The following is a 22,076-nucleotide window of genomic DNA, read 5'->3' as shown; positions in this document are numbered from 1 at the left end:
CCCGACCTCCGTTCGCTGTGAGCGATCATCACTCACACACACTGTGACCTCGGGTTTTTCGCGAATGGCCGGTTGTGCGGGCCCCGGCCCGTGACGGACCGCTGCTGCGGATCGTCGGCGGATTCCGGGGCCTGGTCAGCGGCCCGCGCTCCCTCGGCGTGCGCGGCGCCGAGCTCGACCGGCTCATCGCCCGGCAGCGCGACTTCTTCGCTGCACGAGCCCGTCCTGCCGGCGGGCGTGACACTGCGCCGGGTCACGGCGGACGCGGACATGCGGCGGATCGCCGCGATGGAGTCGGTGATGTGGGGCCAGGGCTGGAGCCGGCTCGCCGACGATCTCATCGGCCGGGTCGCGTCCGCGCCGGACGAGATCTCCGTCCACGTCGCCGAGGCGGACGGCGAGGTCGTCTCGGCCCGGCTGGCCTTCCGCGAAGGCACCGAGTTCGCGAGCCTGTGGGGCGGGTCGACGCCGGCCGAGTGGCGCGGGCGCGGCATCCACCGCGCGCTCGTCGCGACCCGCGCCGCCCTCGCCGTCGCGCGCGGTGTCACATACCTGCACGTCGACGCCTCCGACGACAGCGCGCCGATCCTGCGGCGACTGGGCTTCGAGGCGGTGACCACGACCACGCCGTACGTGTGGTCACCCGAGGGCGATTGACTCCGAACCGCGCCACCGCCGCACCACGGGCCACATCGCGATCCCGATGACCAGGGCGATCAGATGCCCCCAATTGGTCAGCGGATCCGTGAAGTCGATCAGGTCCTGGATCAGCATCCCGCCGAACAGCGCCAGCACCGGCCACCGCAGCCACGGCCGCAGCAGCCCGGCCAGCGCGCCGATGCTCGCCGCCACGCCGAAGCTGATGCCGTAGTCGAGGCGGTGCAGCGAGCTGGCGGGGAGATGCCCGACCAGCACCGCGAGCCCGACCGGGACCTCGGTCGCGAGGGTCGCCAGGACGTGCCCGGCCAGGAAGACGACGGCCGTGCGGGCACTGCCGATCCGCCGCTCCAGCGCGGTGAGCACGAGCAGGAAACAGAGCGTGTACGGCGTCACGATCCCGCCCGCGACCCACAGCGCACTGGCCACCAGCACCAGCACGGGCCTCTGCACGAGATGGGCGACATCGGTGCTGGAGCCCTGGTGCAGGGCGTGGACGAGGGCGGCGTCGGCGTATGTGGCGACCAGGGAGGTGACGGTCAGTACGGCGGCGTAGGCGAGGGTGAACGGGGTGCCGGTGGGGGTGGGGAGGAGGTGCCAGGGGCGGACGGCACGGGGTCGGGACGGTGCGGTGGCCTCGGTGATGGCCGGCGCCGGGGGCGGCGGCGCGGTGGCGGTCGTTGCGATGGCGGTGGGCGCGACAACACTCGGCGCGATGGCACTCGTCGTGGTGGCGCTCAGTGGTCCGCGCTGCCGCGGCATCCCGTCCAGCAACCCGGCGACATCGGGCAGGCCCGCCTCACCGGGCTCCGGAACCGAGCCCGTCGCACCCTCAACCGCAGTCCGTTCCAAGGTGAGGCGCTCCTTCCGTTTCCCTCACCCTTCGCCTGCGGCCCGCCCGTGTCTGTGACCTGCGCCACTCATGAGCCGATTCTCAGGAACCTCTCAACCAACCTGGTCCGCGTCGCGTCAACTCTGAGAGGTAATTCGCTCGGCCGTCCCGGGCCCCGGCTGCCAGGATGGCCGGATGCCCACTTCGTACGACACCCCCGAGGTACTGGACCGTCGCGAGGGCCCGCACGGCGAGGTAGTGCTGCGGCGGCACGGCGAGTTGCTCCAGATCATCGCGAACGGCTGCTTCCTGATGGACACTTCCGACGGGCGTTCGGAGCGGCTGCTGGTCGACGCCGCGCTCGGCGCGCTGGACGGGCGGCCGGAGCCTCATGTACTGATCGGCGGGCTCGGCGTCGGGTTCTCGCTCGCACATGCCGCCGCCGATCCGCGCCCGGGACGGATCACCGTCGTCGAGCGTGAGAGCGCGATTATCGGCTGGCATCTTGACGGACCCTTGTCGCGCTTCTCCGCCGGCGCCCTCGCCGATCCGCGCACCGAGATTCTGGAAACGGATCTCGTGCGGTACGTACATGAGACATCCGCCACGTATGACGCACTCTGTCTCGACATCGACAACGGGCCCGACTGGACCGTCACCGACGGCAACGACAGCCTCTACTCACCCGGCGGACTGGCAGGCTGTGCAGGGGCGTTGAGGCCGGGTGGGGTGCTTGCCGTATGGTCCGCCCAACCCTCTCCGGAATTCGAAGAAACCTTGCGTAATGCCGGATTCCAACAGGTGCGTACCGAAGAGATCCCCGTTGCCCGGGGCGTTCCGGACGTCGTGCACCTCGCCGTCCGCCCTGGATAGCCCTGGCGCGGTGACTCCCCGTACTCTGCTTCTCTGACGCGGATCATTCAAGCGTCAATCGCAAGCATGCGCAGGCATAGCCAGTAAGCGGGATCACCCCACGGATTCCGGAAAGCAACTTTGGGGCGGGCGATGGAGCAGACACACACCTCCCACAACGGCACGGCGGCGACCCCTGGCGCACAGCGCCGGGTCCTCGTGGTCGAGGACGATCCGACCATCGTGGACGCCATCGCGGCCCGCCTGCGCGCCGAGGGGTTCCTCGTGCAGACCGCGGGCGACGGTCCGGCGGCCGTCGACACGGCCGAGGCCTGGCAGCCCGACCTGCTGATCCTCGACATCATGCTGCCGGGCTTCGACGGCCTGGAGGTCTGCCGTCGCGTGCAGGCCCAGCGGCCGGTGCCGGTGCTGATGCTGACCGCGCGCGACGACGAGACCGACATGCTGGTCGGGCTCGGCGTCGGCGCCGACGACTACATGACCAAGCCGTTCTCGATGCGGGAGCTGGCGGCACGCGTGCACGTACTGCTGCGCCGCGTCGAGCGGGCCGCGCTGGCCGCCACGACCCCGCGGTCGGGCATCCTGCGGCTGGGCGAGCTGGAGATCGACCACGCGCAGCGCCGGGTGCGGGTGCGCAGTGAGGACGTCCACCTCACGCCGACCGAGTTCGACCTCCTGGTGTGCCTGGCGAACACCCCGCGCGCGGTGCTCTCGCGCGAGCAGCTGCTCGCCGAGGTGTGGGACTGGGCGGACGCCTCCGGCACCCGGACCGTCGACAGCCACATCAAGGCGCTGCGCCGGAAGATCGGTGCGGAGCGCATCCGGACCGTGCACGGCGTGGGCTACGCCCTGGAGACGCCGACGCCATGAGCGACGGCCCGGCTCCGCGGAGAGGCCCCGGGGAGCCCTGGGGCGGCGTACGTCCGTTCTCGATCAAGACCAAGCTGGGCGCGCTGGTCGTCATCGCGGTGCTGATCACCACCGGGCTGTCGGTGAACGCGGTGCGGTACCAGACGGAGCTGCGCTTCATCATGGTCTTCTCGATGATCGCCACCCTGCTGGTCACCCAGTTCGTGGCCCACTCACTGACGGCCCCGCTGGACGAGATGAACACCGTGGCCCGGTCCATCTCGCAGGGCGACTACACCCGCCGGGTGCGGGAGAACCGCCGGGACGAGCTGGGCGACCTGGCCGAGACGATCAACCTGATGGCCGACGAGCTGGAGGCCCAGGACCAGCAGCGCAAGGAGCTGGTGGCGAACGTCTCGCACGAGCTGCGCACCCCGATCGCGGGCCTGCGGGCCGTCCTGGAGAACGTGGTCGACGGCATCGCCGAGGCCGACCCCGAGACGATGCGCACGGCGCTGAAGCAGACCGAGCGGCTCGGCCGGCTCGTGGAGACGCTCCTCGACCTGTCCCGCCTGGACAACGGCGTAGTGCCGCTGCGGCTGCGGCGCTTCGAGGTCTGGCCGTACCTGTCCGGTGTGCTGAAGGAGGCCAACATGGTCGCCTCCGCGCGCCGGGGCATGGCGTCGGGCTCCGGCAGCCACACGCGTACGGACGTCCATCTGCACCTCGACGTCTCCCCGCCGGAGCTGACCGCGCATGCCGACCCCGAGCGCCTCCACCAGGTCGTCGCCAACCTCATCGACAACGCGATCAAGCACAGCCCGGCGCACGGCCGCGTGACGGTCAAAGCGCGGCGCGGGGCGTATCCGGAGTCGCTGGAGCTGGAGGTCCTGGACGAGGGGCCGGGCATCCCGAAGTCGGAGTGGCACAAGGTCTTCGAGCGCTTCAACCGGGGCGCCGTCCGCCGTCCGCACGGCCCGGGCAGCGACGGCGGTACGGGACTGGGGCTGGCGATCGCGCGCTGGGCCGTCGATCTGCACGGGGGCCACATCGGGGTGGCCGAATCCGATCGAGGTTGCCGGATTCTTGTCACACTGCCGGGGCAGCCTTCCGTCCCAAGTTGACGTAAAGTTCGAAGCGGAGCCACAAGATCCACGACTGTCCCGGCTGACGGACACGTGTGATCAGGTCCAGGCCTGCGCTTTCGTGGCGCCAGGCCGCGCTCGCGCCTTCCCATCTGAAGCGGAACTACACTTGTTTCCCGCCATTTCCAGGCCCGAAACACACTTTCCGATGTGACTTACGCGACGATGACCTTGCTCGGCCTCACCTTCCCGGCCATGGAGGCGTAGCCTTTATTCCCGCTGTCCATAACCTTGTGAAGCGGAAGAGGGCGGTTGCCGCCGTGTCGCCACAGTCCCCCAGTAACTCGAGCATCTCGACCGACACCGACCAAGCGGGCAAGAACCCCGCGGCCGCGTTCGGGCCGAACGAGTGGCTCGTCGACGAGATCTATCAGCAGTACCTCCAGGACCCCAATTCGGTGGACCGTGCCTGGTGGGACTTCTTCGCCGACTACAAGCCGGGCGTTGGCGCCGCGGCTCCGGCGGGTACTGCGGCCGCGGGGGCCGCAGCCACCACCACCGCTCCGGCGGCTCCTGCCGCCCCGGCTGCTCCGTCGGTCCCGGCGCCGGCCCCGGCCGCCCCGAAGCCCGCGGCTGCCGCACCCGCCGCCGCGGCTCCGGCTGCGGCGAAGCCCGCCGCCCCCGCCCCGGCCGCGAAGCCCGCTCAGCCGAAGAAGGCCGAGCCCGCCGCTGCCGCCGACGGCCCCGAGCTGGTGACGCTGCGCGGCCCCGCCGCCGCGGTCGCGAAGAACATGAACGCCTCGCTGGAGGTGCCCACGGCCACGTCCGTGCGCGCGGTCCCGGTGAAGCTGCTCTTCGACAACCGCATCGTCATCAACAACCACCTGAAGCGCGCCCGGGGCGGGAAGATCTCCTTCACGCACCTGATCGGCTACGCGATGGTGCAGGCCATCAAGGCCATGCCGTCGATGAACTACTCCTTCGCGGAGAAGGACGGCAAGCCGACCCTGGTCAAGCCCGACCACGTCAACTTCGGCCTCGCCATCGACCTGGTGAAGCCCAACGGCGACCGTCAGCTGGTCGTCGCGGGCATCAAGAAGGCCGAGACGCTGAACTTCTTCGAGTTCTGGCAGGCCTACGAGGACATCGTCCGCCGCGCCCGCGACGGCAAGCTGGGCATGGACGACTTCACCGGCGTGACGGTCTCCCTGACCAACCCCGGCGGCCTCGGCACCGTCCACTCGGTCCCGCGTCTGATGCCCGGCCAGTCGGTGATCATGGGCGTCGGCTCCATGGACTACCCGGCGGAGTTCCAGGGCACCTCCCAGGACACCCTCAACAAGCTCGGCATCTCGAAGGTCATGACGCTCACGTCGACCTACGACCACCGGGTCATCCAGGGTGCCGCCTCCGGCGAGTTCCTGCGGATCGTCGCGAACTTCCTCCTCGGCGAGGGCAACTTCTACGACGAGATCTTCGAGGCGCTGCGCATCCCCTACGAGCCGGTCCGCTGGCTCAAGGACATCGACGCCTCGCACGACGACGACGTCACCAAGGCCGCGCGCGTCTTCGAGCTGATCCACTCCTACCGGGTCCGCGGCCACGTCATGGCCGACACCGACCCGCTGGAGTACCGCCAGCGCAAGCACCCCGACCTGGACATCACCGAGCACGGCCTCACCCTGTGGGACCTGGAGCGCGAGTTCGCGGTCGGTGGCTTCTCCGGCAAGTCCCTGATGAAGCTGCGCGACATCCTCGGCGTGCTGCGTGACTCGTACTGCCGCACCACCGGCATCGAGTTCATGCACATCCAGGACCCGAAGCAGCGCAAGTGGATCCAGGACCGCATCGAGCGCGGGCACACCAAGCCCGAGCGCGAGGAGCAGCTGCGCATCCTGCGCCGGCTGAACGCGGCGGAGGCCTTCGAGACCTTCCTGCAGACCAAGTACGTCGGCCAGAAGCGCTTCTCGCTGGAGGGCGGCGAGTCCGTCATCCCGCTGCTCGACGCCGTGCTGGACTCGGCCGCCGAGTCCCGCCTGGACGAGGTCGTCATCGGCATGGCCCACCGCGGCCGCCTGAACGTCCTCGCCAACATCGTCGGCAAGTCGTACGCCCAGATCTTCCGCGAGTTCGAGGGCAACCTCGACCCGAAGTCGATGCACGGCTCCGGCGACGTGAAGTACCACCTGGGCGCCGAGGGCACCTTCACCGGCCTGGACGGCGAGCAGATCAAGGTCTCGCTCACCGCCAACCCCTCGCACCTTGAGGCGGTGGACCCGGTCCTGGAGGGCGTCGCCCGCGCCAAGCAGGACATCATCAACAAGGGCGGCACGGACTTCACGGTCCTGCCGGTGGCCCTGCACGGCGACGCGGCCTTCGCGGGCCAGGGCGTGGTGGCCGAGACCCTGAACATGTCGCAGCTGCGGGGCTACCGCACCGGCGGCACGGTCCACGTGGTCATCAACAACCAGGTCGGCTTCACCGCGGCGCCGGAGTCCTCGCGCTCGTCGATGTACGCCACCGACGTGGCCCGCATGATCGAGGCCCCGATCTTCCACGTGAACGGCGACGACCCCGAGGCGGTCGTCCGCGTTGCCCGCCTGGCCTTCGAGTTCCGCCAGGCGTTCAACAAGGACGTCGTGATCGACCTCATCTGCTACCGCCGCCGCGGTCACAACGAGTCGGACAACCCGGCCTTCACCCAGCCGCTGATGTACGACCTGATCGACAAGAAGCGCTCGGTGCGCAAGCTCTACACCGAGTCCCTCATCGGTCGCGGCGACATCACCCTGGAAGAGGCCGAGCAGGCGCTGCAGGACTACCAGGGCCAGCTGGAGAAGGTCTTCACGGAGGTCCGCGAGGCCACCTCGCAGCCGGCCGCCGCGGAGCCCTCGGACCCGCAGGCCGAGTTCCCGGTCGCCGTCAGCACGGCGGTGACCACGGAGACCGTCAAGCGGATCGCCGAGTCCCAGGTCAACATCCCCGACCACATCACCGTCCACCCGCGTCTGCTGCCGCAGCTGCAGCGCCGGGCGTCGATGGTCGAGGACGGCACCATCGACTGGGGCATGGGCGAGACCCTCGCGGTCGGCTCCCTCCTGCTGGAGGGCGTCCCGGTCCGGCTGGCCGGCCAGGACTCGCAGCGCGGTACGTTCGGCCAGCGTCACGCGGTGATCATCGACCGTGAGACGGGCGAGGAGTACACGCCGCTGCAGTACCTCTCCGAGGACCAGGCGCGGCTGAACGTCTACAACTCCCTGCTGTCCGAGTACGCGGCCATGGGCTTCGAGTACGGCTACTCGCTGGCCCGCCCCGACGCGCTCGTGATGTGGGAGGCGCAGTTCGGCGACTTCGTCAACGGCGCCCAGACGGTCGTGGACGAGTTCATCTCCTCGGCCGAGCAGAAGTGGGCCCAGACGTCCGGCGTCGTCCTGCTCCTGCCGCACGGCTACGAGGGCCAGGGCCCGGACCACTCCTCGGCCCGCCCGGAGCGGTTCCTGCAGCTGTGCGCGCAGAACAACATGACGGTCGCGATGCCGACGTCGCCGTCGAACTACTTCCACCTCCTGCGGTGGCAGGTGCACAACCCGCACCACAAGCCGCTGGTGGTCTTCACCCCGAAGTCGATGCTGCGCCTGAAGGCCGCCGCGTCGAAGGCGGAGGAGTTCACGACCGGGCAGTTCCAGCCGGTCATCGGCGACTCGTCGGTCGACCCGGCCGCGGTCAAGAAGGTCGTCTTCTGCGCCGGCAAGGTCTACTACGACATCGAGGCCGAGCGGAAGAAGCGCGGCATCACGGACACGGCGATCATCCGCATCGAGCGCCTGTACCCGCTGCCGGGTGCCGAGCTCCAGGCGGAGATCAAGAAGTACCCGAACGCCGAGAAGTACCTGTGGGCCCAGGAGGAGCCGGCGAACCAGGGTGCGTGGCCGTTCATCGCGCTCAACCTGATCGACCACCTGGACCTGGCGGTCGGCGCCGAGGTCCCGCACGGCGAGCGTCTGCGGCGGATCTCCCGTCCGCACGGCTCGTCCCCGGCCGTCGGTTCCGCCAAGCGGCACCAGGCCGAGCAGGAGCAGCTGGTGCGTGAGGTGTTCGAGGCCTGAGCCCTCGAACGGGTCTGATCGAGAAGGCCCGGTTCCGAGTCCGCGCGACTCGGAACCGGGCCTTCCGGCATTCGCGGCCCGCTCGCACGCCACAAGCACCGAGCCGCCGAGACGGCCCCGCGCACCTTCAGACCGCCCGACCCGAGCCTGCCGGCCGACTAACTCAACACCTCCGCCAGCCGCACCAACGACCGCACGGTGGACCGCACTTCGAGCAGATACTTCGTCGCGGTGAACTGGTGCGGAGCCATCCCCGCCACCGCCCCCGGCTCGTTCCCGACGGTGTCCACCTCCACCCCGAACGGCAGCTTCAGCATCCGTACGGCGGCCGCGTGCTGGGCCGGCACATAGATGGACGTGGTCACCAGCAGCAGCCGCTCCCCCGGCTGCAGCGCGGCGATGTGTTCGGCGAAGAACGCATAGCTGTCCGGGGTGTCCGCACGACGCCGCTCCGGCTCGCTGGAGGGCGCGGCCACGACCTGCACGGGCGTCCCGTCGGCCGCACGGTAGTGGCGCACTCCCCAGGTCCCGCCCGGGAGTTCGGACTTCTCGCCCTCCACGGACTCGGGCGCCCCGAGCCCGAAGGCCCTGCGCGTGCCGAAGTCCATCGCCTCGTACTCCTCGGCGAGTTCGGGCGCCCCCGCCCGGGCGGCGAGCTCGAACTCGTCGCCCACGAAGGGCCGGTGGCCGCCGAGGGCGGTCACCGAACCTGCGGTCACCTGGCCGCTCCGGATCAGATGGGCGGCGTGCGCCGTGCGCACCAGGCAGGCGCGGACGAGCCCGCCGAGCATGAGGACGTGGTCGTAGCGGTCGTACCGGAGCCGTGTGCCGCCGCACATGCCGAGCGCCTCGGCCGCCGCCGTCACCAGCTCCTCCTGGTCCGGCCGCATCGGCAGTTCGTCGGCCTGGTTGCGCTCCCGGCCCCGGCGGGTGTCCCACCGGTCGGTGAAGGCGTCGAGCCGCGCCAGGCGCTCGGCCACATCGCCCTTCTCGGCGGCGAGATCGCGGGCCAGTTCAAGGTCCTGCCCGGTGCTGGAGAACGCCTCGACCAGGGCATGCACCGGCACGGAGGCCAGCCAGCCGTCGATGTCCCCCGCCGGGTCAAGCCCCGTCCCGACAAGGGGTACTTGCTCGAAGCGCGTGCCCATGAAGATCCGTCTCCGTAGGGGTGGACAACCTCTCGCCGACCAAGTGTTCCACGGGCCGGACGGGTGCCTCGCACGCACGGCGCGGGCCCGGCACGCACGCGTGGCGGGCAGGACTTATCCTCACTGCATGTACTTCACCGACCGAGGCATCGAAGAACTGGAGAAGCGGCGCGGCGAGGAGGAGATCACCTTCGAGTGGCTGGCCGAGCAGCTGCGCACCTTCGTCGACCTGAACCCGGACTTCGAGGTACCGGTGGAGCGGCTGGCGACCTGGCTGGCCCGGCTGGACGACGAGGACGACGACGTTTAGGAGCTCGGCCGCCCTCGGTGGGGGTGGGTCGTTCTCGGGGCGCCCCGGTGTGGGGCGCCCTTTTGTTTCGTACGGCGACTTTTTCGCACGGCGGCTGTTCGTACGGCGACTGCTTCATACAGCGGCTGCTTCGTACGGCGACCGGTAGGGACGTCAGTCCAGCGGCCGCACCGCGCTGTACGCCAGCCCCAGCGCACCGTGGGCCAGCAGCACCGCGCCCGCGACGATCCAGCCACCGCTGCGGCGTCGTAGCCCCCAGGCCGTGAGCGGCAGACCAGCCGCCACCTGGGCGAGGGCGAGCGCGCGGGCCTTGGGGCCGCCCGCCCAGGGCAGCCAGGGGCCGAGGCGGCCGCCCTCGACGGCGTCGAGCTCCGCGCGGAAGGCGTTGCGCCAGCCCGCCCACTCGATCCGTACGTGCGGCTGGTCGTGGACCGCCTCGTGGAGGCTCTCGGCGCTTTCGCCAGGGACGAGGCCGGGCGGCAGGGACACGCCCGCGCGCGTGAGGACGGCGATGAGGCCACGCATGCGTGCCCGTGCGTCGGCCGCGCTGTCGGGGCGCGTCAGCTCGTCGAGGGACTGCATGTCGAGAACCGGATCGAGGCCGAGCCGGCCGGCGAAGGTGCGCATGGCCTCGTCCTCGCCGGCCGGGGTGCCGTTGGTGAGCCAGACGTACCCGACGGGACGGCGGAAGCCGGAGGCGAGGGTGAATCCGGCACGGTCGGCGTCCCACCAGAGCGCGAGGACGAGCCAGGGATGGGCGACGGCGAGTGCGGTGGCCCAGCCGGTGAGGACGCGGTCGACCGGTTCGCCGCCCTCCTGCCAGGGTCTGCCCTCGGGGACGAGCACGCTCCACTCCTCGCCGGCCGCCGCGAGGAGCATGTGCTCGCGCAGCAGCTGGGCGGCGGAGGCGACGGATTCGGGCTCCGCGCGGCAGAGCAGCAGGGCGCCCGGGGCGGGTCGGGCCTGGCGGGCGGTCCTGGACTCTTCCGACGGCATGACAACACGCTAGGCCGGTTTGTCCGCCTCACGTGATTTGTGATCACCAGAACGAGTGCCTTGACTTTCCCCGGCCGCGATATATCGTGATTTACGGAAGACGCGATATGGCGTGTCGTGTTCAGGTCCGGCCCGTGCGGCCGTGTCCGGTCGCCCAGGAGGTCCGCGCATGTCCGAGTGGTCCGTAGCCGAGCCCAGGAAGCTCACCTTCGACGAGCCGGTGAGCGAGCTCCAGGTGCGCATCGTCAACGGAACGGTGAACGTCGTGGGGACGGACGAAGGTTCCGCCCGGCTGGAGGTCTCCGAGATCGAGGGCCCGCCCTTGGTGGTGACCCAGCAGGACGGCACGCTGACTGTGGCGTACGAGGACCTGCCCTGGAAGGGCTTCCTCAAGTGGCTCGACCGCAAGGGCTGGCGGCGCAGCGTGGTGGTGTCCCTGGCGGTGCCGGCCGAGACCCGGGTAGAGGTGGGCGTGATCGGGGCCGGGGCGGTGGTCTCCGGGCTCCACGGCCCGTCGGTGGTCAAGGGCGTCACCGGTGACACGACGCTCGTGGGCCTGCAGGGCCCGGTCCGCGCCGACACCGTCTCCGGGAATCTGGAGGCCCAGGCCGTCACCGGCGACCTGCGCTTCAACTCCATCTCCGGTGACCTCACGGTCGTCGAGGGATCCGGTTCCTCGGTGAAGGCCGACTCCGTGAGCGGCTCCATGATCGTCGACCTCGACCCGGACGGCCCGACCGACATCCGGCTGACCAGTGTCTCCGGCGAGATCGCCATCCGCCTGCCGGCCCCGGCCGACGCCGACGTCGAGGCCAACACCGCGAGCGGCACGATCTCCAACGCCTTCGAGGGCCTCCGGGTGCACGGCCAGTGGGGTGCTCACAAGATCACCGGCCGTCTCGGCGCCGGCACCGGCAAGCTCCGCGCGACGACGGTCTCCGGCTCGATCGCCCTGCTGCGCCGCCCGCCGAAGGAGGACGAGCCGTGGGAGGCGGAGGCCTGGGAGGAGCCCGAGCCGGCCACGGACTCGACTACCGCAGACCCGGCTGCCTCGGAATCGGCTACCCCGGAATCGGCTACCTCGGACACGACGACCGCGGACTCGACGATCACGGACACACCGATCACGGACACGACGGCCGACCCGGTGAACAGCACACCGCACAGTTCGGGGGACAATTCCGTCTCCGGCCAGAGCGATGACCCGACAGACGCCCCGACCAACGCCCCGGCCGACGGCACGACCGACAAGAAGGTGCTCTGACATGCCCCCCGTCTTCGCCCATGGCCGCCTCCGCCTCTACCTGCTGAAGCTGCTGGACGAGGCCCCGCGCCACGGCTACGAGGTGATCCGCCTCCTCGAAGAGCGCTTCCAGGGGCTGTACGCACCGTCGGCCGGCACCGTCTACCCCCGGCTGGCCAAGCTGGAGGCCGAGGGCCTGGTCACCCACACCACCGAGGGCGGCCGCAAGGTGTACGCCATCACGGACGCCGGTCGCGCGGAACTGGCCGACCGCAGCGGCGAGTTGGCCGACCTGGAGCTGGAGATCAGGGAGTCGGTCGCCGAACTCGCCGCCGAGATCCGGGCCGATGTGCGCGGCGCGGCGGGCGATCTGCGGCGCGAGATGCGTGCGGCGGCGACCGAGGCCCGCAAGGGGAACGGCACCAAGGCGGACACGCCCTTCGGCGACTTCTCGGACTACACCGACAAGGAGGCGTGGCGCGCCGCCAAGGAGGAGATGCGCCGCGCCAAGCAGGAGTGGAAGGAACAGGCCCGCCGCGCCAAGGACGAGAGCCGCCGTGCCCGCGAGGAGGCACAGCGCGCCCGGCGCCAGGCCAAGGAGGCCCAGGACCACGCCCGGGCCCAGGCCCAGGAGGAGGTCCAGCGCATCGCCCGCCGGGTCCAGGAGCACGTACAGGACCACTTCGCCCGCGGCGACTGGCCGACGGGAGTGCGGGAGGGCCTGACGGAACTGGCCAAGGAGTTCGGCGACTTCGGCAAGGACTTCGGGAAGGAGTTCGGCAGGGACTTCGGCTTCGGCCGCCAGGGCTCCGCCAAGTCGGCGCAGCAGCGGCCCGACTACTCCGAGACCCCGGAGGACTTCCCCGCCGACTACGAACCCGCCTGGGCCCACGAGGCCCCCGGCGGCGATCCCGCCCGTGACCTGGACCGGCTGCTCGACCGCTTCCGCGACGACATCCGCGACGCGGCAAGGGATCACGGCGTGACGGCGGACCAACTCCGCGACGCCCGCCGCCACTTGTCGACGGCGGCGGCCCACATCGGGGCGCTACTGCGCACGCCGAGGCCCTGACATCGGTCTCCTGGGCAGTACGGCCACCACCTCGGCCGACTGCCCAGGGCCCGCCCGGAAACGGCACGTCCACCGCCGGGTCCGGCACCCCGGCGCCGCGCCGCCCTCTCGCCCCCGCCCGCCAACCGCCGCGGCGTCAACCGGCCTTGGCCTCTCCCCCGCCGTACAGCACCCGAGTCACGGACTCGTACGTCACCCCGCGATCGGCGAGAACCTCGGCGGGCACCCCGGGTCGGCCGGTGAGGGCCAGCAGGATGTGCTCGTCACCGATGTGCCGGTCCCGCCGGGCGACGGCGATGCGCAGCGCCCGCTCCAGCACGTCCTTGGCGGCCCTGCTGAACGAACGGTGCCCCGACCACCACCTCCGGTCCTTCCGGTCCCCGGACATCGCCCCGACACCGTGCACCTCCTCGACCCGGGCGACGATCTCCCCCACATCGATCCCCAACCCGGCCAACGCCTCGGCCTCGGCCTGCGACAGCCCGCCCCGGCGCCGAGCCTCGCCCAACGCCGTCCGCGCGGACTCCAGCCACTCCCCGCCCCCGAGCGCGGCGAGCGCGAACGAGGCCCGACTCCCTTCCCGATCGAGCAGGGCGAGCAGCAGGTGCTCGGCATCGACGGCCTGCGCCCCACCCCTCTCGGCATGCTCGACGGCACCCGTCACCACCGCGCGGGCATCCTTCGTGAACCGCTCGAACATCAACGCCTCCCGTACTTCTTGTGCACGGCCTGCCTGCTGACCCCGAGTTCCGCGGCGATCTCCTGCCAGGACCACCCCTGATTGCGCGCACTGCGCACCTGCACGGCTTCCAACTGCTCCAGCAACCGGCGCAGGGCGGCGACGGCCCGCAGTCCGACCCGCGGATCGCGATCGCCCGCCCGCTCGGCGAGATCTGTTGCATCGGTCATGATGTCAACTTACGTTGACACCCCATCCGACGTCAACCTCAGTTGACAAACAGAACGGCGGGCCCGAGGCGAAGAGCCTCGAACCCGCCGCAAGGACCGGCAGCAGAACCGTCAGTTGGTCAGCACGATCTTCCCGAACTGCTCCCCCGACTCCATCCGCTCGAAGCCCTCACGGGCCCGGTCCATGGGAAGCACCTCGTCGATCACGGGCCGCACACCCGTGGCAGCGCAGAAGGAGAGCAGATCCTCCAGCTCGTCCTTGGTCCCCATGGTCGACCCGACGACCTTCAGCTCCAGGAAGAAGATCCGCGTGAGCTCGGCGTGCGAGGGCCGGTCCCCACTGGTGGCACCGGAAATGACAAGAGTGCCGCCCGGCTTCAGCGACTTGACGGAATGCGACCACGTGGCGGCACCGACGGTCTCGATCACGGCATCGACCCTCTGCGGCAGCCGGGCCCCCGACTCCAGGGCCTCCACGGCCCCCAACTCCACAGCACGCTTGCGCTTGGCCTCGTCCCGGCTGGTGGCGAAGACCCGCAGACCCGCGGCCTTGCCGAGCGCGATGGCGGCCGTGGCGACCCCACCGCCGGCCCCCTGCACGAGCACGGAGTCCCCGGGCCGCACCCCCGCGTTGGTGAACAGCATCCGGTACGCCGTCAGCCAGGCGGTCGGCAGACAGGCAGCCTCTTCGAAGGAGAGCTCCTTGGGCTTGGGCAGGATGTTCCAGGTCGGCACGGCCACCTGCTCCGCGAACGTGCCCTGGTACCGCTCGGTCAGAATGGAACGCGGCTCCTTGGGCCCCACGCCGTGCCCGCTCTGTCCGATCACGGAGTGCAGGACGACCTCGTTGCCGTCCTCGTCGACGCCCGCGGCGTCACACCCGAGGATCATCGGCAACTTGTCCTCCGCGAGACCCACGCCCCGCAGCGACCACAGGTCGTGATGGTTGAGGGAGGCGGCCTTGACGTTGACGGCACTCCAACCGGGACGGACCTCGGGAGCCGGTCGCTCCCCCAACTCCAGTCCGGAAAGCGGCTGGTCACGGTCGATTCGGGCGGCGTAGGCAGCGAACATGACGTTGACGATAGGCGGCACCGCCGACCGACGGAACCACGGCGCCCTGTGAGACACGCCCTCTTGCCACCCGTACCCGCCTCCCCCTCCGCCGCCGAATCACCCGAACAGCCCACCCCCGACAAAAGAACCGCCCCCAGACAAAAGAACGGCCCCGTCCATCCGGACGGGGCCGTTCAACCGACACTCACGTCAGCGCCGAGCAACGCCCTCCGCACGAGCCGCAGCCGCGACCGCCGCGGTGACCGCAGGGGCCACGCGCTCGTCGAACGGCGACGGAATCACGTAGTCAGCGGCGAGGTCGTCGCCCACCACGGCCGCCAGTGCCTCGGCCGCAGCGATCTTCATGCCCTCGGTGATCCGCGAGGCCCGCACCTGCAGCGCCCCGGCGAAGATCCCCGGGAACGCCAGCACGTTGTTGATCTGGTTCGGGAAGTCCGACCGCCCGGTGGCGACGACCGCCGCGTACTTGTGCGCGACGTCGGGGTGCACCTCGGGGTTCGGGTTGGCCATGGCGAACACGAACGCGCCCTCGGCCATGGAGGCCACCGCCTCCTCGGGCACCGTACCGCCGGACACGCCGATGAAGACGTCCGCACCTTCCAGAGCCGTCTCCAGCGACCCGGTGATACCCGCCTTGTTCGTGAACCCGGCGAGCTCCCGCTTGACCGAGGTGAGGTCCTCCCGGTCGGCCGACACGACGCCCTTGCGGTCGGCGACGGCCACGTCCCCGATGCCGGCCTCGACCAGCATCTTCGCGATGGCGACACCGGCCGCGCCGGCACCCGAGATGACGGCCCGCAGATCCCCGATGGACCGCCCGCTCAGCCGCGCCGCGTTCCGCAGGGCCGCCAGCGTCACGACCGCCGTGCCGTGCTGGTCGTCATGGAAAATGGGAATGTCGAGGCGCTCCTGGAGCTTGCGCTCGATCTCGAAGCACCGCGGCGCCGAGATGTCCTCCAGGTTGACGCCGCCGAAGGACGGGGCGAGGCGCACCACCGTCTCGACGATCTCGTCGACGTCCGTGCAGTCGAGGGCGATCGGGACCGCGTCCACGCCGCCGAACTGCTTGAACAGAATCGCCTTGCCTTCCATCACGGGAAGGGAGGCCTCCGGACCGATGTCCCCGAGCCCGAGCACCGCCGTGCCGTCGGTGACCACGGCCACGACGGACGACTTCCACGTGTAATCGTGGACGAGCTCCGGCTGCTCGGCGATCGCGGTGCACACGCGCGCGACGCCGGGGGTGTACGCGAGGGACAGGTCGTCCTTGTCACGGACCGGCACGGTGGCCTGCACGGCCATCTTGCCTCCGCGGTGCAGCGCGAACGCCGGATCGAAGGAATCGACGGGCTCGACCTCGCCGTCCTGATCCGTATTGCTGTCGCTGCGAGGATTGACGATCTCCGCTGCCACTTTGTTTTACCCCTTAAATCTTCATTGGTTGAGGGTGACCACTCCTGGTGAGGGGTGGGCGGGACCACGCATGCCCGATCTGTTGATGCGTACGGGTCATACGCGACGGCGCGCCGCACACGCGCCCTGAGCCCCGGATGAGGGGTGTAAAGAACCTTCTTACCGGACGGACGGCGCCGCCGACGAGTCCAATACGTGCAAGATCACACGACAGGAAGGGAAACACTCCGGCGGAGGGACACGAATCAGACACGACCCGACGACGACACCGGTGTGATTCGTGACCAAATAAGCGGACAATCGACACCAGAAACCACGAAGAACAACCGTCGGCCACAAACCCCACGCACGACCGGTCCACATCCCGAGATGCACCGAAGATCTTCCGGCCGGAAGGACAGATTCCCGCAGAAGGTGCGGTCAGGATGTACCGACCTGCGGCGGTTCGGGGGTAACCCGTTATCCGATTTTGACATGACGGGCGCCCTGAATGCCTCAGTCCGAATGGCAAGATGCCGTAATCACACGAGGTCGCGACACTCGAAGGCGTGTGCTCTCGTCGACCTAGGAAACCAAGGCCCTGCCGACCCCATCGACAGGCGCCCGCCCCATCGGCAACTCCACCCATCCGCCGGAGGAACCCACCATGACCGCAAGCTCCACCCGTCGTACGACCGCCACACGCTCCCGGTTGGCAGCGGTCGGCTCGATCGCGGTCGCAGGCGCCCTGATTCTCACCGGCTGCGGTGACCAGACCAAGGACAACGGCTCGGGGAGCACCGACACCGCGACGAGCGCGGCGCCGCTCGCCGACAAGCTGCCCAAGGAGATCCGCGACAAGGGCGTCATCAAGGTCGGCTCGGACATCGCGTACGCGCCGGTCGAGTTCAAGGACAGCGCCGGCAAGACGGTCGGCATCGACCCCGACCTCGCCGCCGCCATGGGCAAGCAGCTCGGCGTGACGTTCGAGTTCGAGAACGGCACCTTCGACAGCCTGATCACCGGTCTGCGCTCGGACCGCTACGACATCGCCATGTCCGCGATGACCGACACGAAGGACCGCCAGGAGGGCATCGACTCCGAGACCGGCAAGAAGGTCGGTGAAGGCGTCGACTTCGTCGACTACTTCACGGCCGGTGTCTCGATCTACACCCAGAAGGGCAAGAACACCGACATCAAGACCTGGTCGGACCTGTGCGGCAAGAAGATCGTCGTGCAGCGCGGCACGGTCTCCGAGGACCTTGCCAAGGCCGAGGCCAAGAAGTGCACCGGCGGCAAGACGATCTCCATCGAGGCGTTCGACAACGACCAGCAGGCCCAGACCCGCCTGCGCGCGGGCGGCGCGGACGCCGGATCCTCCGACTTCCCGGTCGCCGCGTACGCCGTGAAGACCTCCGGCGGAGGCAACGACTTCCAGCTCGTCGGCGAGCAGGTCGAGGCCGCTCCCTACGGCATCGCGGTCGCCAAGAACGACACCCAGCTGCGGGACGCCCTGCAGGCCGCCCTGGAAGCAATCATCGCCAGCGGCGAGTACGACAAGGTCATCAAGAAGTGGGGCGTCGAGGACGGCGCGGTGAAGGAAGCCACCATCAACGGCGGCAAGTGACCGCACCAGAACAGCGGGCACTGAAAGGCAACACCTGTGACTGTTGACATCGACAAGTCGGACGGGCCGGCGGACACTCCGCCGGCCGGTCCGGAGGCGATCAAGGCCATCCCGGTCCGCCACTACGGGCGGTACATCACCGCCGTCATCGCGCTCGCCCTGCTGGGCGGCATCGTCTACGCGTTCTCCCAGGGCAAGATCAACTGGGGTGCGATCCCGGACTACTTCTTCAACGACCGCATCCTCAGCGGTGTGGGCAAGACGCTCCTGCTGACCGTGCTGTCCATGGCGATCGGCATCATCGGCGGCATCGTGCTGGCCGTGATGCGCCTGTCGAAGAACCCCGTGACCTCGTCCATCGCGTGGTTCTACATCTGGTTCTTCCGCGGGACCCCGGTCCTGGTCCAGCTCATCGTCTGGTTCAACCTGGGGCTGGTCTTCGAGACCATCAACCTCGGCCCGTTCTACAAGGACGAGTGGTCGGACTTCATGACCCCGTTCCTGACGGCGCTGCTCGGCCTGGGCCTCAACGAGGCCGCGTACATGGCGGAGATCTGCCGCGCCGGTCTGCTCGCGGTCGACGAGGGCCAGACCGAGGCCGCGCACGCGCTGGGCATGAGCCACGCCAAGACGCTGCGCCGGATCGTCATCCCGCAGGCGATGCGCGTGATCGTGCCGCCGACGGGCAACGAGGTCATCAACATGCTGAAGACGACCTCGCTGGTGTCCGTCGTCCAGTACTCCGAGTTGCTGCGCGTCGCCCAGGACATCGGCCAGACCTCCGGCGCCCCGGCCGAGATGCTGTTCCTCGCCGCGGCCTGGTACCTGCTGCTGACGTCGATCTTCAGCGTCGGCCAGTACTACCTGGAGAGGTACTACGCCCGGGGCTCCAGCCGCAGTCTGCCGGCGACGCCGCTGCAGAAGATCAGGGCGAACCTGCTGTCCCTGTCGAACCGTTCGTCGGCGGGAGGTGCCGCATGACCGCCATGGTGAAGGCCGAAGGCGTCCACAAGTCCTTCGGGCTGGTCGAGGTGCTCAAGGGCATCGACCTGGAGGTGAAGTCCGGCGAGGTGTTCTGCCTCATCGGCCCCTCCGGCTCCGGCAAGTCGACGTTCCTGCGCTGCATCAACCACCTGGAGAAGATCAACGCCGGACGGCTGTACGTCGACGGCGAGCTGGTCGGCTACCGCCAGAAGGGCGACAAGCTGTACGAGCTCAAGGACAGCGAGGTCGCGCTGAAGCGCCGGGACATCGGGATGGTGTTCCAGCGGTTCAACCTGTTCCCGCACATGACGGCCACCGAGAACGTCATGGAGGCGCCGGTCCAGGTCAAGGGTGTGAGCAGGAACCAGGCCAAGGAGCGCGCGAAGGAGCTTCTGGACCGCGTCGGCCTCGCCGACAAGGCCGGGAACTACCCCTCCCAGCTCTCCGGCGGCCAGCAGCAGCGCGTGGCCATCGCCCGCGCTCTGGCGATGGACCCGAAGCTGATGCTCTTCGACGAGCCGACCTCGGCCCTCGACCCGGAGCTGGTCGGTGACGTCCTCGACGTCATGCGCGACCTCGCCGAGTCGGGCATGACGATGGTCGTCGTCACCCACGAGATGGGCTTCGCCCGCGAGGTCGGCGACAGCCTGGTCTTCATGGACGGCGGCGTGGTCGTGGAGTCCGGCAACCCGCGCGACGTCCTGACGAACCCGCAGCACGAGCGGACGCAGGCATTCCTGTCCAAGGTGCTGTAGGAACCACGAGAACCACGAGCCGAACAACACGTCGGCCCCGCCAATTCTTTTGGCGGGGCCGAAGTGCGTGCGTTGCGCCGGGCGGAATACGAATTCCTGTCGGCCGGACGTCCAGGCGGTGATCGGATTGGTCTCGTCGTAGCGCATTCCGTCCGCCCGGATGCCCTGGACCGTGATCTTGTCCCCTTCGGAGTAGAAGCAGGCCACGCCCAGCAGGCTGGGCCGGTCGGGACCGAGCGGGGTTTTCCCCTCAAGGGGATCGGGTCACTTAAGCGCCAGCAACAGCGTGTCCGAGGGCGAGCACCACACCGGCCGTGCCTCCCCGAAGCCCTTCTCGCGCAGCACGCGCACGTGCCACGCGACGGGCGGCATGTCGCCGTCGGCGTGTTCGCCGTAGATCTCGAAGCGGCGGGCCGTGGGCCCGGCCAGGACCGGATCCTCGGCCGCCAACTGCCACCACTCGGACCAGTCGAGGACCCCCGCCTTGGCCTGATCCATGCGCACGTGGCGCTGGGCGCGCTCGGCCGCGTTGATCCGGGGCGTCGAGTCGTCGATCATGTGGTCCGCGTTCAGGAAGACACCGCCGTCGCGGACGAGCTCCGCGACCTGACCGTAGAGGGCCGCGAGGGGTTCGCTGTGCAGCCAGTGCAGGGCCGTGGCGGTCAGGACGGCGTCGTACGAGTCGTACGGCAGCTTCGCCGGCCACTCGGGGTCCTTGAGGTCGGCCGTGACGAACCCGACCCGGTCGTCGCCGGCGAAGGTGCCCTCGGCGATGGCCAGGAGCGCCGGGTCGAGGTCGACGCCCGTGCTGGTGGCCTTCGGGAACCGGGTGAGCAGCCGGGCCGTGATACTTCCCGTGCCGCACGCGAGATCGAGCACGCGCGGGGCGGGGCCGACGAGGGCCTCGACCATGTCGAGCATGATCCGGAAGCGCTCCTCGCGGTCGGGCATGTACCACTCCTGCTGCCGGTCCCAGCTCTCCTGCCAGGCCGGCCAGTCGGCACCGATCGTCGTCGTGGACGTGTCCGTCATCGAGCCCCTCCATCGCGCGCGTCACGTAATACCCTGGAAGCACGATCAGCTGTTACCCGACCGCACCACGACGATAGAACGCCTCCGTAAGGACTACAAGTGGAACTGGCCTATTACTCGGATTACGCCGTACGACTCGTCAACAGCGAGGACCCGGCCCGGGGCAAGGACTCGCTGACCTCGGTCGAGGCCGTCCGCGATCTGTTCGGCGTCAGCCAGGAGGCGGGCCGCCGTGCCACCGACGCCGACGTGACCCGCTTCCGCTCGGTCCGCGCGCGACTCAGGGCGGTCTTCGAGGCGGCGGACAAGGGCGACGAGACCCTGGCGGTGAACCTGCTGAACTCGCTCCTCCTGGAGTTCCCGGTGAGCCCGCAGATCTCCGGCCACGACTTCCGGGACGACGACGGCCGCCCCCTGTGGCACATGCACCTGGCGGACCACCCGTCGAACGCGACCGCGGGCTACGCGGCGATCGCGGCGATGGGCCTGGCATTCCATCTGACGGAGTACGGCGTCGACCGTCTGGGCCTGTGCGAGGCGGCCCCGTGTCGCAACGCCTACCTGGACACGTCCACCAACCGCTCCCGGCGCTACTGCTCGGACCGCTGCGCGACCCGCGCCAATGTGGCCGCCTACCGCGCCCGCAAGCGCCTGGAGGCCGACCGGTCGGCGAAGACGGGCCGTACGGCCGACAGTGCCCAGCGCGCCAGCGCGAACGGCGAGCGCTGATCGGGCTTGCGCGGCCGGTACCGGAAGCGGACCTTGCCCAGGATCAGCTCGTCCGGCACGACCCCGTAGTCGCTGCTGTCGCCCCCGGCGTAGGTGTTGTCCCCGAGCACCCACCAGCCGCCGTCGCGGCGCTCCGCGGCACGCTTGACGACCAGCAGGTCCTGCTGGAACGGGTGACGCAGGATGACGACGTCGCCGGCCCTGATCCGGCCCCGGTGCACCACCACGAGCAGATCGCCGTGGTACAGCGTGGGCACCATCGACGGTCCGGTCACCTCGGCCCACCCGAAGGGCCGGCCGGCCCGCCCGCGCTCGGTCTCCTGCGACAACTCCGGCATCCCCGGCACCTCCCCGGTACGGTCCTCCACCAGTCTCAGTCTGACCCTGGACTTTTGTCCTA

Annotated in this window: 20 protein-coding genes and 1 pseudogene; 12 read left to right on the top strand and 9 right to left on the bottom strand. The window is 69.8% G+C overall.

Annotated elements, in window-relative coordinates; genetic code table 11:
- Nucleotides 1-89: 89 nt before the first annotated feature.
- A pseudogene (locus tag ABD932_RS27385) lies at nucleotides 90-657 on the top strand (GNAT family N-acetyltransferase); the annotation flags it as partial.
- Here the strand turns inward: ABD932_RS27385 and ABD932_RS27380 are convergent.
- Complete coding sequence (locus ABD932_RS27380; RefSeq protein ID WP_345016263.1) at nucleotides 640-1,509, bottom strand: rhomboid-like protein; 870 nt, start codon at nucleotides 1,507-1,509, stop codon at nucleotides 640-642. The pseudogene ABD932_RS27385 and the gene ABD932_RS27380 sit on opposite strands and share 18 nt — an antisense overlap.
- Before the next feature lie 175 nt (nucleotides 1,510-1,684).
- On the opposite strand from ABD932_RS27380, the gene ABD932_RS27375 reads away from it, so the two are divergent.
- The 4 genes from ABD932_RS27375 to ABD932_RS27360 all read left to right on the top strand — a co-directional run bounded on the left by ABD932_RS27375 (nucleotide 1,685) and on the right by ABD932_RS27360 (nucleotide 8,402).
- A complete protein-coding gene (locus ABD932_RS27375; RefSeq protein WP_345016261.1) occupies nucleotides 1,685-2,362 on the top strand; it encodes a spermidine synthase family protein in 678 nt (225 codons plus the stop codon).
- A gap of 132 nt (nucleotides 2,363-2,494) precedes the next feature.
- On the top strand, nucleotides 2,495-3,232 hold the full coding sequence (locus tag ABD932_RS27370) for a response regulator transcription factor (RefSeq protein WP_003997964.1): 738 nt from the start codon (nucleotides 2,495-2,497) through the stop codon (nucleotides 3,230-3,232).
- Entirely contained in the window at nucleotides 3,229-4,335 is a 1,107-nt protein-coding gene (locus ABD932_RS27365) for a HAMP domain-containing sensor histidine kinase (RefSeq protein WP_345016258.1), read from the top strand. The genes ABD932_RS27370 and ABD932_RS27365 overlap by 4 nt, the downstream gene beginning before the upstream one ends.
- A 281-nt stretch (nucleotides 4,336-4,616) precedes the next feature.
- A complete protein-coding gene (locus tag ABD932_RS27360) occupies nucleotides 4,617-8,402 on the top strand; it encodes a multifunctional oxoglutarate decarboxylase/oxoglutarate dehydrogenase thiamine pyrophosphate-binding subunit/dihydrolipoyllysine-residue succinyltransferase subunit (protein ID WP_345016256.1) in 3,786 nt (1,261 codons plus the stop codon).
- 158 nt (nucleotides 8,403-8,560) lie between these two features.
- Here ABD932_RS27360 and ABD932_RS27355 read toward each other — a convergent pair whose 3' ends face one another.
- On the bottom strand, nucleotides 8,561-9,550 hold the full coding sequence (locus ABD932_RS27355; protein WP_345016254.1) for a hypothetical protein: 990 nt from the start codon (nucleotides 9,548-9,550) through the stop codon (nucleotides 8,561-8,563).
- Nucleotides 9,551-9,677: 127 nt separating this feature from the next.
- Between ABD932_RS27355 and ABD932_RS27350 the strand changes: the two genes are divergently transcribed.
- Nucleotides 9,678-9,860: a DUF6104 family protein gene (locus ABD932_RS27350; protein ID WP_003997970.1), complete on the top strand. Its 183-nt coding sequence runs from the start codon at nucleotides 9,678-9,680 to the stop codon at nucleotides 9,858-9,860.
- A 153-nt stretch (nucleotides 9,861-10,013) separates the two neighbouring features.
- Here ABD932_RS27350 and ABD932_RS27345 read toward each other — a convergent pair whose 3' ends face one another.
- Nucleotides 10,014-10,856, bottom strand: a complete 843-nt coding sequence (locus ABD932_RS27345) for a hypothetical protein (protein WP_345016250.1) — start codon at nucleotides 10,854-10,856, stop codon at nucleotides 10,014-10,016.
- A 169-nt stretch (nucleotides 10,857-11,025) separates the two neighbouring features.
- Here ABD932_RS27345 and ABD932_RS27340 point away from each other — a divergent pair, with 169 nt between their 5' ends.
- Together ABD932_RS27340 and ABD932_RS27335 are read left to right on the top strand one after the other, a co-directional pair.
- Entirely contained in the window at nucleotides 11,026-12,120 is a 1,095-nt protein-coding gene (locus ABD932_RS27340) for a DUF4097 family beta strand repeat-containing protein (protein ID WP_345016248.1), read from the top strand.
- A gap of 1 nt (nucleotide 12,121) precedes the next feature.
- A complete protein-coding gene (locus tag ABD932_RS27335) occupies nucleotides 12,122-13,171 on the top strand; it encodes a PadR family transcriptional regulator (RefSeq protein WP_345016246.1) in 1,050 nt (349 codons plus the stop codon).
- Nucleotides 13,172-13,307: 136 nt separating this feature from the next.
- Here the strand turns inward: ABD932_RS27335 and ABD932_RS27330 are convergent, their stop codons facing one another.
- The 4 genes from ABD932_RS27330 to ABD932_RS27315 form a co-directional block, all read right to left on the bottom strand.
- Complete coding sequence (locus ABD932_RS27330) at nucleotides 13,308-13,871, bottom strand: Clp protease N-terminal domain-containing protein (RefSeq protein WP_345016244.1); 564 nt, start codon at nucleotides 13,869-13,871, stop codon at nucleotides 13,308-13,310.
- Complete coding sequence (locus ABD932_RS27325) at nucleotides 13,871-14,080, bottom strand: helix-turn-helix domain-containing protein (RefSeq protein WP_062155215.1); 210 nt, start codon at nucleotides 14,078-14,080, stop codon at nucleotides 13,871-13,873. The genes ABD932_RS27330 and ABD932_RS27325 overlap by 1 nt, the downstream gene beginning before the upstream one ends.
- 111 nt (nucleotides 14,081-14,191) lie before the next feature.
- A complete protein-coding gene (locus ABD932_RS27320; RefSeq protein ID WP_345016240.1) occupies nucleotides 14,192-15,154 on the bottom strand; it encodes a zinc-binding dehydrogenase in 963 nt (320 codons plus the stop codon).
- A 192-nt stretch (nucleotides 15,155-15,346) separates the two neighbouring features.
- Nucleotides 15,347-16,570, bottom strand: a complete 1,224-nt coding sequence (locus tag ABD932_RS27315) for an NAD(P)-dependent malic enzyme (protein ID WP_345016238.1) — start codon at nucleotides 16,568-16,570, stop codon at nucleotides 15,347-15,349.
- A gap of 646 nt (nucleotides 16,571-17,216) precedes the next feature.
- On the opposite strand from ABD932_RS27315, the gene ABD932_RS27310 reads away from it, so the two are divergent.
- The 3 genes from ABD932_RS27310 to ABD932_RS27300 are packed head-to-tail and all read left to right on the top strand — an operon-like array spanning nucleotide 17,217 to nucleotide 19,915.
- Nucleotides 17,217-18,176 (top strand): ABC transporter substrate-binding protein, encoded by a 960-nt coding sequence (locus tag ABD932_RS27310; RefSeq protein WP_345016237.1) that lies wholly within the window; start codon nucleotides 17,217-17,219, stop codon nucleotides 18,174-18,176.
- Between the two features lie 36 nt (nucleotides 18,177-18,212).
- A complete protein-coding gene (locus ABD932_RS27305; protein ID WP_345016235.1) occupies nucleotides 18,213-19,157 on the top strand; it encodes an amino acid ABC transporter permease in 945 nt (314 codons plus the stop codon).
- Nucleotides 19,154-19,915 carry an amino acid ABC transporter ATP-binding protein gene (locus ABD932_RS27300; RefSeq protein WP_345016233.1) on the top strand — a complete coding sequence of 254 codons (762 nt, stop codon included), beginning with the start codon at nucleotides 19,154-19,156 and terminating at the stop codon, nucleotides 19,913-19,915. Before ABD932_RS27305 ends, ABD932_RS27300 begins: the two co-directional genes overlap by 4 nt.
- A 264-nt stretch (nucleotides 19,916-20,179) precedes the next feature.
- Here ABD932_RS27300 and ABD932_RS27295 read toward each other — a convergent pair whose 3' ends face one another.
- Nucleotides 20,180-20,947, bottom strand: a complete 768-nt coding sequence (locus ABD932_RS27295; RefSeq protein WP_345016231.1) for a class I SAM-dependent methyltransferase — start codon at nucleotides 20,945-20,947, stop codon at nucleotides 20,180-20,182.
- A 99-nt stretch (nucleotides 20,948-21,046) separates the two neighbouring features.
- Between ABD932_RS27295 and ABD932_RS27290 the strand changes: the two genes are divergently transcribed.
- Entirely contained in the window at nucleotides 21,047-21,676 is a 630-nt protein-coding gene (locus ABD932_RS27290) for a CGNR zinc finger domain-containing protein (RefSeq protein WP_126395015.1), read from the top strand.
- Here ABD932_RS27290 and sodX read toward each other — a convergent pair.
- Nucleotides 21,580-22,014, bottom strand: coding sequence for a nickel-type superoxide dismutase maturation protease (sodX, locus tag ABD932_RS27285; RefSeq protein WP_345016433.1), 435 nt, complete (start codon nucleotides 22,012-22,014; stop codon nucleotides 21,580-21,582). The two genes, ABD932_RS27290 and sodX, sit on opposite strands and share 97 nt — an antisense overlap.
- Nucleotides 22,015-22,076 lie beyond the last annotated feature (62 nt).

The organism is Streptomyces shaanxiensis (assembly GCF_039537145.1).
GTDB lineage: Bacteria > Actinomycetota > Actinomycetes > Streptomycetales > Streptomycetaceae > Streptomyces > Streptomyces shaanxiensis.
This window is presented reverse-complemented; position numbering and strand designations above follow the sequence as displayed.

Bases quoted from the DNA above. Each gene is read 5' to 3' on its own strand.
- ABD932_RS27375 (WP_345016261.1), top strand. From the start codon at position 1,685: ATGCCCACTTCGTACGACACCCCCGAGGTACTGGACCGTCGCGAGGGC.
- ABD932_RS27370 (WP_003997964.1), top strand. From the start codon at position 2,495: ATGGAGCAGACACACACCTCCCACAACGGCACGGCGGCGACCCCTGGC.
- ABD932_RS27365 (WP_345016258.1), top strand. From the start codon at position 3,229: ATGAGCGACGGCCCGGCTCCGCGGAGAGGCCCCGGGGAGCCCTGGGGC.
- ABD932_RS27355 (WP_345016254.1), bottom strand. From the start codon at position 9,550: ATGGGCACGCGCTTCGAGCAAGTACCCCTTGTCGGGACGGGGCTTGAC.
- ABD932_RS27350 (WP_003997970.1), top strand. From the start codon at position 9,678: ATGTACTTCACCGACCGAGGCATCGAAGAACTGGAGAAGCGGCGCGGC.
- ABD932_RS27345 (WP_345016250.1), bottom strand. From the start codon at position 10,856: ATGCCGTCGGAAGAGTCCAGGACCGCCCGCCAGGCCCGACCCGCCCCG.
- ABD932_RS27340 (WP_345016248.1), top strand. From the start codon at position 11,026: ATGTCCGAGTGGTCCGTAGCCGAGCCCAGGAAGCTCACCTTCGACGAG.
- ABD932_RS27335 (WP_345016246.1), top strand. From the start codon at position 12,122: ATGCCCCCCGTCTTCGCCCATGGCCGCCTCCGCCTCTACCTGCTGAAG.
- ABD932_RS27330 (WP_345016244.1), bottom strand. From the start codon at position 13,871: ATGTTCGAGCGGTTCACGAAGGATGCCCGCGCGGTGGTGACGGGTGCC.
- ABD932_RS27325 (WP_062155215.1), bottom strand. From the start codon at position 14,080: ATGACCGATGCAACAGATCTCGCCGAGCGGGCGGGCGATCGCGATCCG.
- ABD932_RS27320 (WP_345016240.1), bottom strand. From the start codon at position 15,154: ATGTTCGCTGCCTACGCCGCCCGAATCGACCGTGACCAGCCGCTTTCC.
- ABD932_RS27310 (WP_345016237.1), top strand. From the start codon at position 17,217: ATGACCGCAAGCTCCACCCGTCGTACGACCGCCACACGCTCCCGGTTG.
- ABD932_RS27300 (WP_345016233.1), top strand. From the start codon at position 19,154: ATGACCGCCATGGTGAAGGCCGAAGGCGTCCACAAGTCCTTCGGGCTG.
- ABD932_RS27295 (WP_345016231.1), bottom strand. From the start codon at position 20,947: ATGACGGACACGTCCACGACGACGATCGGTGCCGACTGGCCGGCCTGG.
- sodX (WP_345016433.1), bottom strand. From the start codon at position 22,014: ATGCCGGAGTTGTCGCAGGAGACCGAGCGCGGGCGGGCCGGCCGGCCC.